This is a genomic window from Zobellia barbeyronii (genome assembly GCF_018603515.1).
In the GTDB taxonomy this organism is placed as follows: domain Bacteria; phylum Bacteroidota; class Bacteroidia; order Flavobacteriales; family Flavobacteriaceae; genus Zobellia; species Zobellia barbeyronii.
Genome location: NZ_JACATN010000001.1, coordinates 230,255 through 245,466 on the forward strand (window position 1 = coordinate 230,255; position 15,212 = coordinate 245,466).

Below are 15,212 nucleotides of genomic sequence, written 5' to 3' on the forward strand. Positions count from 1 at the left end.
AACCACAGAACAATGGAAAATATACAAGCCATAAAACAACGATTTGAGATTATTGGTAACGACCAAAAACTCAATCGCGCTATAGAGAAAGCCATTCAGGTAGCCCCTACTGATATTTCTGTTTTAGTAACAGGTGAAAGTGGAGTTGGTAAAGAAGCTATCCCTAAAATAATTCATTCACTTTCTCACAGAAAGCACGCCAAATATATTGCCGTAAACTGTGGTGCTATTCCAGAAGGAACTATTGACAGTGAACTTTTCGGTCACGAAAAAGGAGCCTTTACAGGTGCTACACAAACCAGAAGTGGTTATTTTGAAGTAGCCGATGGCGGAACTATTTTCCTTGATGAAGTTGGAGAATTGCCCCTTACCACACAAGTTAGATTATTGAGGGTGCTTGAAAATGGGGAGTTTTTAAAAGTAGGATCTTCACAGGTTCAAAAAACCAATGTGCGTATTGTAGCGGCAACGAATGTAAATATGTTCGAAGCTATTAAAAAGGAAAAATTTAGAGAAGACCTCTACTATAGATTAAGCACTGTAGAGATAAGTATTCCACCATTACGTGAAAGACAGGATGATATTCATTTGCTCTTTAGAAAATTTGCTTCAGATTTTGGACAGAAATACAAAATGCCTACCATCCGTTTGGATGATGATGCCGTAGACCTCTTATTAAAATACCGCTGGCCAGGTAACATCCGTCAGTTAAGAAACATTGCAGAACAGGTATCCGTACTTGAAGAAAGTAGAAGTGTATCATGGGCTACACTCAATGGCTACCTACCAAATTCCAATAACTCCAACCTTCCAGCAGTTGTTGGACAAAAGAAAGCCGAAAGCGATTTCAGTAATGAAAGAGAAATTCTTTACAAGGTTCTTTTTGATATGAAAAGTGACCTTAATGATCTAAAGAAACTCACCTTAGAGCTAATGAAAAACAATGATGGCGAAAAGGTTCAAGAAGAAAATGAAGGCCTCATCAAAAAAATCTACGGTGATAATGGCGAAGAGGTAGAAGATGACTACAGGGATTCTCGCGAAGTTTTACGCTTGCCGGAACCTAGAGCAGAGATGCCTGCGCCAAAACCTCCAACAGAAGATAAGTATCATTTTGCCGAAGAAATTCAAGAAGAAGAAACCCTATCTTTACAAGAAAAGGAAGTTGAGCTCATAAAAAAATCATTAGAACGTAACCGCGGAAAGAGAAAAGCCGCCGCTGCGGAACTTGGTATTTCAGAACGCACACTATACCGTAAAATAAAACAATACGATTTATAGCAGGCCCATATTACTAATGAAACTGAAACGCCACAACCCTAATAAATAATAGAATTTTGAAAAAGAACGCATACATAGTTTTTAGTTTAATTTTAGTCCTTACCCTAAACGGCTGTGGTGTTTATAACTTTACCGGAGGCAATGTAGGTACGGCTACTACTTTTACGATACCTACTTTCCAAAACTACGCTACTCAAAACCCTGGTTCTACTTTTGAACCCGGTCTAGAAAGAGATTTTACGTTAGCGCTGCAAGACCGTATTTTAAACCAGACAACTCTTGACTTAGCTTCTTCGAATGGAGATTTATTGTACGAAGGTGAAATTGTAGAATACCGTATATCCCCAATGAGTGCAACGGCTAACCAGACCGCTGCTCAGAACCGTTTATCTATGGCGGTAAAAGTACGTTTCTACAATAAGACTAAAGAAGATGCAGATTTTGAACAACGCTTTTCTTTTTTCTATGATTACCCTGCAAACTCACAACTTTCCTCTGTAAAAACTGAAGCATTAGAAACAATTTTTGAACGAATTACCCAAGACATATTTAACGCATCATTAGCAGATTGGTAAGTTGCACTCAGCTTACAAAAAAAACTAAGAACCAACATACCTATTTAGTAACCCTATAGAATGAACGTACAAGATTTTACATACCTATTACAGCACCCAGACAAAGTGGTCTCTCCAATTCAGACCAAACAACTGGAAGATGTGCTAGAAGAGTATCCGTACTTTCAGGCGGCACGTGCATTGCAACTAAAGGGACTTAAAAATCTAAATAGTTTTAAATACAATAATGCATTAAAAGTTACCGCAGCCTATACCACTGATCGGGATGTCCTTTTTGATTTTATTACTTCGGAAGAATTTTTACAGAATACCATTGCCGATAAAATATCTGGTAAGACGATAGCTTTGGTCGAAACCGAAATAATTTCGGAAGAAGTTGAAAATACTACAAATGGTGATAGCTCAACAGAAATTCCAATACCCCTCACCCCTGCCGATGCAGACAAACTTTTAGACCCACAACTCTTTAGATCCAAAGACCCTAAGGTCGATGAAGAAATTGCGGAAGCAAAAAGAAAAGCTTCAGAAAATTTAGAATTGGGAGAACCCCTACCCTTCACCAAACGAGAAAAATATTCGTTTGCAGAATGGCTGCAACTCACCACGTTCAAATCGGTTAAGAGAGATGATGCCAAAACACCAACAACGAAACCTGTTGAAGAAGAGCCCGAGGCAATCGCATTTCCTTTAGAAGAAGAGATTTTAAAGAGAAAAAAGTTTGACCTTATTGACAAATTCATTGCAGATAATCCAAAAATTAATCCGAATAAAGACGTTCAAAAAGTTGTGATTGAAACTTCTGTCACCCTTGATAAGAAAGAGCTGATGACAGAAACTTTGGCCAAGGTTTATCTAGAACAGAAAAAGTATAAAAAAGCGATTCAATCTTATAAAATTTTAAGTTTGAAATATCCGGAAAAAAGTGGTTTCTTTGCAGACCGAATAAAAGCGGTAGAGAAGTTACAACAAGATAATAAGTAAAGTAGTTATGAGTACGTTTACAATATTTTTAATCCTCATTGTTATAGTCTGCTTTTTGCTAATCCTAGTCATCATGGTGCAAAACCCTAAAGGTGGCGGGTTATCGTCCTCTTTTGGTGGCGGTGGCAGTCAAATCGTAGGTGGTGTAAAAAAGACAGGAGATTTCCTAGACAAAAGTACTTGGACATTATCCATACTACTAGTAGTTCTTATATTGGCATCTAACGTTGCCCTTAAAGGAAACTTTAGCGACACCGATTCAAAACTGTTAAACGGAGACGGCATTGAGACCGTTGTTCCGGAAACAGTTCCAGAAGCTTTGCCAGAACAGGCACCTGCTCCGGTAAGTACGCCTGCCGAATAGCTTATAAATTCCAAACATAACATACAAAAAATGCCAGCTTAGTGACAAGCTGGCATTTTTGGTTTAACAATGTGTCAGTTTTCATGTAATGGCATAATTTCTGCCCATTAGGATTCAAGAATATAATTTTTCAAACTAAAAACTAAAAATATGGCAAAAGTGAACATTAAACCATTAGCAGATAGGGTTCTTATCGAGCCTATGGCTGCTGAGACTAAAACAGCATCAGGTCTTTACATTCCAGATACTGCCAAAGAGAAACCTCAACAAGGTAAAATTGTTGCAGTTGGACCTGGCACTAAGGATGAAAAGGTGACAGTTAAAGTTGGTGATACTGTTTTATATGGTAAATACGCAGGCACTGAGCTTAAGCTTGAAGGCGTAGATTATTTAATGATGCGTGAAAGTGACGTTTTAGCTATCATATAGTTTCTTTCACATTCTAGCAACCACTAGAGTTCTTAAAGAAATAGATAAGATTAATTTAAAATACTCTCACTTAGGTGAGAAAAACTAATACTAATATTTATTATGGCAAAAGATATAAAGTTTGATATCGATGCACGCGACGGCCTAAAAAGAGGTGTCGATGCATTGGCAAATGCGGTAAAAGTAACATTAGGACCTAAAGGTAGAAACGTTATCATCAGTAAATCTTTTGGCGCCCCACAGGTGACTAAGGATGGTGTAACTGTTGCAAAAGAAATTGAGTTGGCTGACCCTCTAGAAAACATGGGCGCCCAAATGGTTAAAGAAGTTGCTTCTAAAACTAATGACCTTGCAGGTGATGGTACTACTACTGCAACTGTTTTAGCTCAAGCTATCGTTAAAGAAGGATTGAAGAATGTTGCTGCTGGTGCAAATCCAATGGATTTGAAAAGAGGTATTGACAAAGCTGTAGAAGCAATTGTTGCTAACATAGCAAAGCAATCTAAAAAAGTAGGGGATTCTTCTGAAAAAATTAAGCAAGTAGCTTCTATTTCAGCTAACAATGACGAAACTATTGGTGACTTAATCGCTAAAGCTTTCGGAAAAGTTGGTAAAGAAGGTGTTATCACCGTAGAAGAAGCCAAGGGTACTGACACTTATGTTGATGTTGTAGAAGGTATGCAATTTGACAGAGGTTACCTTTCTCCATATTTTGTTACCGATTCTGAGAAGATGGTATCAGAATTAGAAAGTCCTTATATCTTATTGTTTGACAAGAAGATTTCTTCAATGAAAGATCTTCTTCCTGTATTGGAGCCAGTTGCTCAATCAGGAAAACCACTTTTGATTATTGCTGAAGATGTTGATGGTGAAGCATTAGCTACTTTAGTTGTAAACAAATTAAGAGGTTCTTTAAAAATTGCTGCTGTTAAGGCTCCAGGATTTGGTGACCGTAGAAAAGCAATGTTAGAAGATATCGCAATATTAACAGGTGGTACTGTTATTTCTGAAGAAAGAGGATTCTCTTTAGACAACACTACTCTTGATATGTTAGGTACTTGTGAGAAAGTACAAATAGACAAAGACAATACTACAATCGTAAATGGCGGTGGTGTTGCAAAAGATATCAAAACAAGAGTTAATCAGATAAAATCTCAAATTGAGACTACTACATCTGACTACGATAAGGAAAAACTTCAAGAGCGTTTAGCCAAATTGGCTGGTGGTGTTGCCGTACTTTATGTAGGTGCTGCTTCTGAGGTTGAAATGAAAGAGAAAAAAGACCGTGTTGATGATGCATTACATGCAACGAGAGCTGCAGTTGAAGAAGGTATCGTTGCTGGTGGTGGTGTTGCTTTGGTAAGAGCTAAGTCTGTTCTTGCTAAAATAGCAACCGAGAATGAAGATGAAGCAACAGGTTTACAAATCGTAGCCCGTGCCATTGAAGCTCCTTTAAGAACTATCGTATCTAATGCAGGTGGTGAAGGTTCTGTAGTAATTGCAAAAATCCTTGAAGGTAAAGGTGATTTTGGTTACGATGCAAAATCGGAAACATATGTTGATATGATGAAAGCCGGTATTATTGATCCTGCTAAAGTAACTAGAGTAGCGTTAGAAAATGCTGCATCTGTTGCTGGTATGATCTTAACTACTGAATGTGCTTTAACAGACATTAAAGAGGATACTCCTGCTGGCCCACCAATGGGTGGAGGCGGAATGCCAGGCATGATGTAATCCGTAGCACGGATAAGCAATTATTAGCTTGGTTGTGCTAACAACTTAAAAACCGCTCTTGTAAATTCAAGAGCGGTTTTTTTATGTACATATATCAAACAAAAAAACCATCCTTTTTTAAGAGATGGTTTTCCTGTCCGATGTCTAAACCCTATCGGGTTTACTGACTACTTCTTTTTAGGAGCAGCTTTCGGAGCGGCCTTTTTACCAGCTTTAGCTGATAACGGCTTAACAGATGATTTACCTGCGTTTTTTGCTTGTGCCATAATTTCTAGTATTAAATAAAACTAATCTAAGATATATCACTTTTTGATTCGTTATATTTTCTTTGGCTAAAAATTAACTAAAATATTTCAAGGCACTTTGACTCAATTAGAATCAGCTTTAATGCTCAAATTAATAGCTACCTAATCTTAATGATTAGCGCCATCATCTGAATTATCCTCTCTATATCTACAGCAAGGATGAACACTCTCATATGCTTCTTCTGTTGCTTTCAATTCTTTGGTATCGTGACCAACAGCAACAATGGCAGTTTTGATTTTCATTGCGTCTGTTTTTCGTTCATCCATGATTACAGCTAATTGATGTGTTGGAATATCCCAAGCAGCATATTTTACACCTTTTACATTAAGCGCAGCCTTCTCTATACGCTCTTTACACATAGCACATTTACCATCAACATCAAAAGTCATTTTCTTGTTCTTTTCCTGAGCAAACGTTACTAAGGAAATTAAGGTCATTGCAATTGATAAAATTGTAGTTTTCATATAGCTTATTATTTGTTATCGTTATTAAATTTTAATTCTAAAACCTCCATAGAACATTCTACCCATGATAGGCGCATATATTATTGTCGTATCAAAATTAGGGCCAAAAGGATTATCAGCTCCTAAAACTGGATTATCCTGCTGCACACCTGCTAAGTTCTCCCCTCCTACATAAACCTCAAACGTATTAGAGAACACTTTTGTTATCTGGCCGCTCATATGATTATAAGGAGATGAATAGGCTGCCAATTGATATGCTACAGGATTTGAACTTGTATCCGGTAATCGCTTTTTACCTAAGCTGTGTAACGTATAATCAAACTTCCACTGAGCACCGTTTTCTTTTGCTTTTGTCTTGTAACCCAAGTTAGCAAAAAATAAATTCTGCGCCTGTAACGGCTTCTGTAGATTACCGCTTTTATAATCAGTAGAAACATCATAGTATTTATAAGCCGTACGCAAATCAAGGCCAGGCAAAAGTTCATAATCAACCTCTACTTGAAAACTATCAGCTCTACTTTCTCCATCTAAATTATAAAATGACACTTCTTGCGGAGTTTCCCAATCTACAACAATCTGATTTTTAAAATCAGTAATGTAGTAATCCAAAGTTATACTCCCTTTTCTATTTAAAAAATTAAAGCCTTGCAAAAAACTAACCCCATAGTTCCAAGCGTCCTCTGGATCCAAACCATACACTTCTCCCCCTGAATTTAAAATTTTGATTTCTCTAGAAGATGCAAACAACTGCTGGTTCTCCGCAAAAATATTGGCTGCTCGTTTTCCGCGTCCAAAAGAACCTCGCAAACTACCTTTTTCCCAAGGAGTATAACGTATGTGAAATCTAGGCGTTACGAACGTACCTAATCTATTATGATTATCTACGCGAAGCCCCGCCGTTAAGCTCACCTTCTCCAAGTTCTCATAACTGTATTCAACAAACGCCCCAACAGACCTATCCTCTCTTGAATAATCTGTTTTATTCACCAACTCATCATACCCATCATAGGCAAATGTAAGTCCGGTTTTAAACTTGTTTCGGGTATCACCAATAATAGAGCTAAAAAGTAAGTTCGTATAAATGCTTTCATGGTTAATGTCATACGTTTTAATCCCAAAATACGAATCCTGCTTATGCAAGCTATACGCAGTTTGAAAGCCAAAACTTTGGAACGGCATTTCTGGAAAAACGTAACCTAATTTTAAAGAAGTATCAAAGCGGCGCGTATTAATTTCACCACCCCACACTTCGTCTTCGCTCAGTGTTGGGGTTTCTGCTTTATTATCTACTCTATCCGTTTCTGGATTAAAATTGGTCTGCCCTACTTGCTTCTCATCATTCAAAAACCGAACATTAAAAAAACTCACCCAGCCACTTTCAGCATCTTGGTACTGCCAACGGTTCATTACATTAAGTTGATTAGCCAAAGGAGCATCAAGAAATCCGTCTCCATTATCATCTTCTTTTTGGGTTCTTTTATTCCCATGAACGTAAAGACCCGTGCTCCACTTATCCGTCAACTTTTTATTGAAGTGGGTATTAAGTTCATAGCGCCCATTTTCATTACCATATGCATTTATGAAAACAGCGTTATCCGTAAGCGGTTTAACCAACTCGGTATTTATCTGCCCAGAAATACTCTCATACCCGTTAACCACACTACCAGCACCTTTGGTTATCTGAATACTTTCAATCCAAGTTCCGGGAGTAAAAGTTAGACCATATGCCTGTGAAGCACCACGAACCATAGGAATATTCTCTTGAGTGATTAGCAAATACGGACTGGTCAACCCTAGCATCTGAATCTGTTTTGTACCCGTTAACCCATCCGAAAGATTTACATCTATTGCAGGATTGGTTTCAAAACTTTCTGCCAAATTACAACAGGCTGCCTTCAACAACTCTGCACTATTTACAGTAACCACATTTTGCGGGCTGAAATACGTTTTCTGTATATCATCTCGCTCTTGCTGCACCACTACCTCATCTAATTCGTTTGAAGGATTTAGCTTTACACGAACACTTTTAGGCTTATCCACAGTTAATGTATCGGACTCATACCCCACATAACTGACAATTAATTTATTATATTCCTTTTTAAAGGGAATGGAGAATTTCCCATCCATATCAGACACGACTCCTATCTGCGAGTCCAACCAATACACATTGGCTCCTGCAATCCCCATTTTACTGGAATCGCCTTCTTCCAAGACAATTCCCTCTACCTTCTCTTGCGAAAATGACAGTAACGGTAGCACTACAGAAATAAGTACTATTATATATTTATTCATTTTTTGATGAAATATTTTTTTCAATTAACTTTTATTCATCGGTAATCCAAAAACTGAAAACCGAAAACACAAAGTAGAAATTGTTATACCTATTACCATATAACTGCTGCAATAGGCCTTATTAAACAAGGAACTACTTTATGAAAAACTATAAGAAATTGAAAAAAATCAAATCAAAAAAACAGCATCCAGAAGTTGGATGTCTTTGACAATTTTAGGAGGTAGATAATGAGTGTAATCAGAGTTTTTCTGAACCACGGGCTCAAACAAACCAATAAAAGAATAAACGTAGGCAGCAAAGAAAATCTCTTGATCTAAATCAAAATCATTTGTGGATGGCTTAACATCTTCTTGCCCTTTTTTAGCAATCACCTCACTATTACAACAAGACATTTTTTCAACTGTGGATTCTATTTCCTCATCCAAAGTCATGCTCATACCGCAATCTTGAGCTTCACCAAAAAAAGCTACATCTACCAAATGCCCCATACAATAGTGCTTCTCTACTTTCCAAGAGGTAGTAGTTGTCAAAAGCAATACAGCCATAACAAGAGAAACTATTCTATGTAACACATCTTTCATTGCTGCAAAATTACATATTAATTTTTCAATCCACTAGGCTCTAAAATACCAACATTGCTAAAACGCTATAAATGATAGACAAATTGTTCATTTTTAACATCACCTTAATAATTCATTCCAAAATTGTGGCTGATAATTCAACCCATAATAACAGTAATTCATAAAAATCATCACTAAAACCGAATAACTTCCAACTCCTTATTTACAGGCAAACCGGTAATTTTAACTTTTTTTTTAGCCTTTCACATACTTATCAGTCGGTTTTTGAGTTATGACATGACGGATTAAACTTACAACACATCCGATTCACTAACCACGTTGAACTTAAATTTTTAGTAATGAAAAAAAATATTAGAACAGTAGTAAAATCGGGATTTGCAATATTTGCTCTAGCCTTTATGGTATCTAGTTGTAGTAGCGACGATGGCTCTGCGTTTGACACACCCATAGACGATGAACAAGATAACCCAGATGGCCCAACAATAGCCACATTAGTCATTAATGAAACTGACCCTTCTGGTGATATTATAGTTGCCACAGCCTCTGGTGAAGTAAACACAACAGTACCAGGGCGTATTATATATACATCTGAATCAAATCAAAAAAGATTATATATTACCCAAAACGTATCCGGTGGTGGCGAAATGCCATTTAACAACTTTAACATTGAAGGCAAAGACCTTACAAAAGCACTTAAAGGTGATGGTTCGGTTGATTTAGACGGAGATTCACAAAAAGCTATTGATTTTACTTTTGAACTTCCTGTTCCTGATATTGATAACGGTGAGATTGTTTACCATTTTTGGACAACAACTGGAAAAGGAGATTTTAGAGATGCTAACAAAAGAAAAGCTTTAGGTGTAGGTACTATTACTGTTACAGTAGGTAACGGAACAAACCCCGCAGCCGAAGTTCACTCTTTTACAGACGTTAAATTATTTGCGCCAGATGTTAATGGTACCAGTAAGACGTTTTACTCTCTTTTAAACGATCTGGAATATTTAGTATATGACCCAGAAAACACATTAGACCAAGCGGAATACAGAGCATTTTGGGATTTTGGATATTACTACGTCAACAACGGAGCCTATTTTGCTTCTGCAAATTCCTATGATGACTCTTTTGGCTTTCCTGTAAAAGGCCTACAAGCTGAAGAAAATGAGGAAAATGCTGACACTGAAACCCTTAATGAAGCTTATTTCCAACTATCCACTACAACTAGCACAATGTTTGACGGAATTACATTATCTAGCGAACTAGACTTCGTGACAAAATCAACTTTTCAAAAATCAGGCGTATTGGCCGTTGGCGACGTTATTGAAATTGTAGATAACTATGGTAAAAAAGGTCTTATTAAGATTAAAGAGATAAAAGGCACTTACAACAATGCTGACTACATTGCTTTTGATGTAAAAATACAGCCTTAATAATCACTATACAATAAACTATTGAAAAGGGATGTCGTTAATTCGGCATCCCTTTTTTTGTTTTTAAAAACTTATTTTTGCATAAAAAATTAGCATGTTTAACGAATTACGAACACAATCCGCAGCTATACTCCACTCTACTGAATTAACCGTAGATGAGCGCCTGCAGCATCTTTGCGAACTTCTTAAAGAAACCGTACCTCATTATGACTGGGTAGGATTCTATTTTAAAAACGGGAACAAAGAAGAACTAAAACTAGGCCCATATGCTGGCACCCCTACTGACCACACTATCATACCTTTTGGAAAAGGAATCTGCGGACAAGTAGCTGTTTCTAATCAAAATTTTGTAGTGCCAGATGTACAGGCTCAAGACAATTATATTGCCTGTAGCATTACGGTTAAAGCAGAAATTGTAATTCCTTTATTTATAGATGGGGAGAATGTTGGTCAGATTGATATTGACTCAAATACTCCTGACCCGTTCACTGAAGAAGATGAGCGCTTTTTAGAGTTTGTAAATGCTGAAGTTGCCAAAATTTACACTTTTTAATATAACTTAAAAGACCTTTTTAGTTATCATAATGCCGTTTATCGATACTGCCCCGTGTTATTTGACCCAATCGGTTTAAAACTTTAGTAGTTTTGTTGATAACCTCGTGCATTTTTTCTTTCAAAAAAAGTACTTTTGCATGTCTTTAAAACTTAGTAACTACATCCCATTAAAATGAGCATCAAAAAAGCTTCTTCTGCACTGATTTCCGTATTCCATAAAGATGGATTGGAACCAATCATCAAAAAATTTCAAGAACTTGGTATTACTATCTACTCCACAGGAGGTACCGAAAAATTTATAAAAGACCTTGGTGTTGAAGTCGTACCAGTAGAAGATGTAACTAGTTACCCTTCTATTTTAGGAGGCAGAGTTAAAACATTACACCCAAAGGTTTTTGGCGGAATCTTAAACAGACAAGACAACGAAAGTGATGTTGCCCAGTTAGAAGAATTTGAAATTCCTCAATTAGACATTGTAATCGTAGATCTTTATCCTTTTGAAAAGACCGTAGCCAGTGGCGCACCAGAGCAAGATATTATTGAAAAAATAGATATAGGTGGTATTTCGTTAATTCGTGCAGCTGCAAAAAACTTTAAAGATGTGCTTTGTGTTTCTTCAATGGAAGACTACTCAGACTTCTTAAATGTTATTTCAGAAGGAAACGGAAATACTAGTCTTGCTGACCGTAAACGTTTTGCCTCAAAAGCATTCAACGTTTCATCTCATTATGACACAGCTATTTTCAACTATTTTAATAAAGAGCAACAAAAACCAACGCTTAAAATAAGCGAAGATAATGGGCAGGTATTGCGTTATGGCGAAAACCCACACCAAAAAGGATTCTTCTTTGGTGATTTCGATGCTATTTTTGACAAACTACACGGTAAGGAGCTTTCATACAACAACCTTTTAGATGTTGATGCAGCTGTTAACCTAATGAACGAATTTAAAAACGATGCGCCTACTTTTGCCATCTTAAAGCACAATAACGCTTGTGGTCTAGCGCAACGCGAAACTATTCACCAAGCTTATGTAGATGCATTGGCCGGTGATCCTGTTTCAGCTTTTGGCGGTATTTTAATAAGTAATGTTGAAATAGATAAACCTACTGCAGAAGAAATTCACAGTTTGTTTTGTGAAGTTGTCATAGCACCTAGCTATTCTGCAGAAGCACTTGAGATACTAAAAGGTAAAAAGAACAGGATTATTCTTATCCTAAAAGAAGTAGCACTACCTGAGACTTCAGTAAGAACATGTCTTAATGGATACTTAGTTCAAGATAAAGATAATAGAACGGATGCTTTAGAAGACTTACAGTACGTAACCGAGAGCAAACCATCAGAACAAGATCTTGAAGATTTAATTTTCGCTTCAAAATTATGTAAGCATACAAAATCTAACACAATTGTCATTGCAAAAAACAAACAATTATGTGCTAGTGGAACAGGCCAAACCTCTCGTGTAGACGCTCTTAACCAAGCAATTCACAAGGCTAAATCATTTAATTTTGACCTAAAAGGAGCCGTAATGGCGAGCGATGCGTTCTTTCCTTTCCCAGATTGTGTAGAGATAGCCAATAAAAGTGGTATTTCTAGCGTTATACAGCCGGGCGGGTCCATTAAGGACCAATTAAGTATCGATTATTGTAATGAAAATAGCGTATCTATGGTTATGACAGGCACACGTCATTTCAAGCATTAATTTCATTACTTTTGTCGATGAAATACACCCCTTATCAAGCTAGTAACATAACCAAACAGATTACAAATGGGATTTTTTGATTTCTTGACTGAGGAAATCGCCATCGATTTAGGTACGGCGAACACCCTAATCATACACAATGACAAGGTCGTTGTAGATAGTCCATCTATCGTAGCCCGAGACCGTATTTCTGGCAAAATCATCGCCGTTGGCAAAGAGGCCAATATGATGCAAGGTAAAACTCACGAAAACATTAAGACTATCCGTCCGTTAAAAGATGGGGTTATTGCAGATTTTGATGCTTCTGAGAAGATGATCAATATGTTCATAAAGAACATTCCTGCTTTAAAGAAAAAATGGTTTCCACCTGCATTGCGCATGGTTATCTGTATTCCTTCTGGTATTACAGAAGTAGAAATGCGTGCGGTTAAAGAATCTGCAGAACGTGTAAATGGCAAAGAAGTTTACTTAATTCACGAGCCAATGGCAGCAGCTATAGGTATCGGTCTAGATATCATGCAACCTAAAGGAAACATGATTGTTGATATAGGTGGTGGTACTACAGAAATTGCCGTAATAGCTTTAGGTGGTATTGTTTGCGATAAATCTGTAAAGATTGCAGGTGATGTTTTCACTAATGACATTATTTACTACATGCGTACACAGCACAACCTTTATGTAGGTGAAGCTACCGCAGAAAGCATAAAAATAGAAATAGGTTCTGCTACAGAAGATTTACAGACTCCACCAGATGAAAAATCTGTACAAGGTCGTGATCTATTAACTGGTAAGCCTAAACAAGTTCAGATTTCATATCGTGAAATTGCTAAAGCATTGGACAAATCTATACTTCGTGTAGAAGATGCCGTTATGGAGACACTTTCACAAACACCTCCAGAACTAGCTGCCGATATTTATAACACCGGTATTTACTTAGCTGGCGGTGGCTCTATGCTACGTGGACTTGACAGAAGGTTATCACAAAAAACAGACCTACCTGTATACATTGCCGAAGACCCGCTACGAGCAGTAGTTAGAGGTACAGGTATAGCACTTAAAAACTTAGAGCGCTACAAGAGTATCCTTATCAAATAAAACCTAAAGATTTCGGGGCGATTTCAAAAGGTTTTAAACTTTATTTCCATTCGGAATTGCTTCGCAGGTTTCACCAAATCTAATAGTGAATGCAGCAGATCATCAATTTTATCATACGATATAAGAATTTCCTTCTTTATGTCTTCTTGATGATTGTTTCTTTGGGCTTTACGATTCAATCGCATTCGTATCACCAGTCGCGTTTTTTCAATTCTTCTAATTGGATTACTGGCAATATTTTAGAAACCTCTAATGATGTTTCTACCTATTTTGGCCTTGATACTGAGAACCAAAAGCTTATGCGAGAGAATCAAAACTTGCGCAAGTTACTTTTCAATAAGAAAGAATTAGACACTATTGTCTTAGACTCCGTTCAATTAACTTATACGATTACAACTGGTAAAGTCATTAAAAATAGTTTTGCGGATCCTCGTAACTATATAACTATTGACCAAGGAAGCAAAGACAGTGTTGCACCAGATATGGGTGTTATAACCAGTCAGGGTATTTTAGGAATTGTAGAGAATACTTCCAAAAACTTTGCTACCGTACAGTCTATTCTGAACGAGAAATCTAACATTAATGCCAAAATAAAAAACACAGATCATTTTGGTTCCTTAGTATGGGACACAAAAAGGTACAATGTGGTACAATTGATAGATATACCCAGATTAGTACCCCTAACTATTGGTGACACCATTGTAACCGGAGGTATGAGTAGTATTTTTCCTGAAAACATTCCTATTGGTACCATTAGAAAATTTGATTTAAATACGTCTCAAAGTTTTTATACTATAGATGTGGCACTTTTTAATGATATGACCAATATTAAGAACGTCTATATAATAGATAATTCTTATCGCGAAGAAATTTTAAAACTAGAAAAACTAACGGAGACAAATGGTCAGTAATTATTACTTCTTAAATGTCATTCGTTTTATACTATTGGTACTAGTACAAGTACTAGTGTTCAATAAGTTGAATTTTTTCGGCTTCATTAACCCAATGGTTTATATTTTATTTCTTTATTGGTACCCTATAAAGGAGAACAGAGCAGCATTCATTGGTTTGGGCTTTTTATTAGGGATTGCGATAGATTTCTTTTCGGACACTATGGCTATACATGCGGCATCTACCATTACCATAGCTTACATGAGGCCCGCAATAATGAGATTTGTTTTTGGTGTAAACTTTGAATTTCAAAGTTTTAAATTAAGTAATACCACTAGGGTACAACAAATTACGTATTTGGCGTTATTAATTATAGTACATCACCTTGTTTTCTTTACGCTGGAAATTTTTAGTTTGGCTAATTTCCTATTAATTTTGAAGAAAGTATTAGCTACGGGCACCGCAACTCTTATTCTTTGCTTATTATTTGGTTCACTGTTCAGTGTCCGTAAAGAGTAAAAAAGCAAAAAAGTA

Annotated in this window: 15 protein-coding genes; 12 read left to right on the forward strand and 3 right to left on the reverse strand. The window is 36.7% G+C overall.

Annotation, left to right across the window (positions count from 1 at the left end; all coding sequences use genetic code 11):
* Positions 1–12: 12 nt before the first annotated feature.
* The 6 genes from HW347_RS00930 (at position 13) to groL (ending at position 5,364) form a co-directional block, all read left to right on the forward strand.
* The gene (locus HW347_RS00930; protein ID WP_214610095.1) at positions 13–1,281 is read left to right on the forward strand and encodes a sigma 54-interacting transcriptional regulator; all 1,269 of its coding nucleotides are present in this window, start codon (positions 13–15) and stop codon (positions 1,279–1,281) included.
* 56 nt (positions 1,282–1,337) lie between these two features.
* Positions 1,338–1,856 carry an LptE family protein gene (locus HW347_RS00935; RefSeq protein ID WP_155598099.1) on the forward strand — a complete coding sequence of 173 codons (519 nt, stop codon included), beginning with the start codon at positions 1,338–1,340 and terminating at the stop codon, positions 1,854–1,856.
* A 60-nt stretch (positions 1,857–1,916) separates the two neighbouring features.
* The gene (locus HW347_RS00940; RefSeq protein WP_214610096.1) at positions 1,917–2,837 is read left to right on the forward strand and encodes a hypothetical protein; all 921 of its coding nucleotides are present in this window, start codon (positions 1,917–1,919) and stop codon (positions 2,835–2,837) included.
* A 7-nt stretch (positions 2,838–2,844) separates the two neighbouring features.
* Positions 2,845–3,201, forward strand: coding sequence for a preprotein translocase subunit SecG (gene secG / locus HW347_RS00945; RefSeq protein WP_155598097.1), 357 nt, complete (start codon positions 2,845–2,847; stop codon positions 3,199–3,201).
* Between the two features lie 150 nt (positions 3,202–3,351).
* Positions 3,352–3,630, forward strand: coding sequence for a co-chaperone GroES (locus HW347_RS00950; RefSeq protein ID WP_038235730.1), 279 nt, complete (start codon positions 3,352–3,354; stop codon positions 3,628–3,630).
* A 102-nt stretch (positions 3,631–3,732) separates the two neighbouring features.
* On the forward strand, positions 3,733–5,364 hold the full coding sequence (groL, locus tag HW347_RS00955; protein WP_194533617.1) for a chaperonin GroEL: 1,632 nt from the start codon (positions 3,733–3,735) through the stop codon (positions 5,362–5,364).
* Between the two features lie 413 nt (positions 5,365–5,777).
* On the opposite strand, the gene HW347_RS00960 is transcribed toward groL, so the two are convergent.
* From HW347_RS00960 to HW347_RS00970, 3 genes are all read right to left on the reverse strand, one after another.
* Entirely contained in the window at positions 5,778–6,134 is a 357-nt protein-coding gene (locus tag HW347_RS00960; protein ID WP_155598095.1) for a heavy-metal-associated domain-containing protein, read from the reverse strand.
* Between the two features lie 24 nt (positions 6,135–6,158).
* Positions 6,159–8,426, reverse strand: coding sequence for a TonB-dependent receptor (locus tag HW347_RS00965; RefSeq protein WP_214610097.1), 2,268 nt, complete (start codon positions 8,424–8,426; stop codon positions 6,159–6,161).
* Between the two features lie 168 nt (positions 8,427–8,594).
* Positions 8,595–9,008 (reverse strand): HYC_CC_PP family protein, encoded by a 414-nt coding sequence (locus tag HW347_RS00970; protein WP_214610098.1) that lies wholly within the window; start codon positions 9,006–9,008, stop codon positions 8,595–8,597.
* 338 nt (positions 9,009–9,346) lie between these two features.
* Between HW347_RS00970 and HW347_RS00975 the strand changes: the two genes are divergently transcribed.
* The 6 genes from HW347_RS00975 (at position 9,347) to HW347_RS01000 (ending at position 15,197) form a co-directional block, all read left to right on the forward strand.
* Positions 9,347–10,435: a hypothetical protein gene (locus HW347_RS00975; protein ID WP_214610099.1), complete on the forward strand. Its 1,089-nt coding sequence runs from the start codon at positions 9,347–9,349 to the stop codon at positions 10,433–10,435.
* A 94-nt stretch (positions 10,436–10,529) separates the two neighbouring features.
* Complete coding sequence (locus HW347_RS00980) at positions 10,530–10,988, forward strand: GAF domain-containing protein (protein ID WP_214610100.1); 459 nt, start codon at positions 10,530–10,532, stop codon at positions 10,986–10,988.
* A 174-nt stretch (positions 10,989–11,162) separates the two neighbouring features.
* On the forward strand, positions 11,163–12,692 hold the full coding sequence (gene purH / locus HW347_RS00985; protein ID WP_214610101.1) for a bifunctional phosphoribosylaminoimidazolecarboxamide formyltransferase/IMP cyclohydrolase: 1,530 nt from the start codon (positions 11,163–11,165) through the stop codon (positions 12,690–12,692).
* A gap of 66 nt (positions 12,693–12,758) precedes the next feature.
* A complete protein-coding gene (locus HW347_RS00990) occupies positions 12,759–13,787 on the forward strand; it encodes a rod shape-determining protein (RefSeq protein WP_155598089.1) in 1,029 nt (342 codons plus the stop codon).
* 89 nt (positions 13,788–13,876) lie between these two features.
* Positions 13,877–14,698: a rod shape-determining protein MreC gene (gene mreC / locus HW347_RS00995; RefSeq protein ID WP_214610102.1), complete on the forward strand. Its 822-nt coding sequence runs from the start codon at positions 13,877–13,879 to the stop codon at positions 14,696–14,698.
* Between the two features lie 94 nt (positions 14,699–14,792).
* Positions 14,793–15,197 carry a rod shape-determining protein MreD gene (locus tag HW347_RS01000; RefSeq protein ID WP_317195297.1) on the forward strand — a complete coding sequence of 135 codons (405 nt, stop codon included), beginning with the start codon at positions 14,793–14,795 and terminating at the stop codon, positions 15,195–15,197.
* Positions 15,198–15,212: the final 15 nt, after the last annotated feature.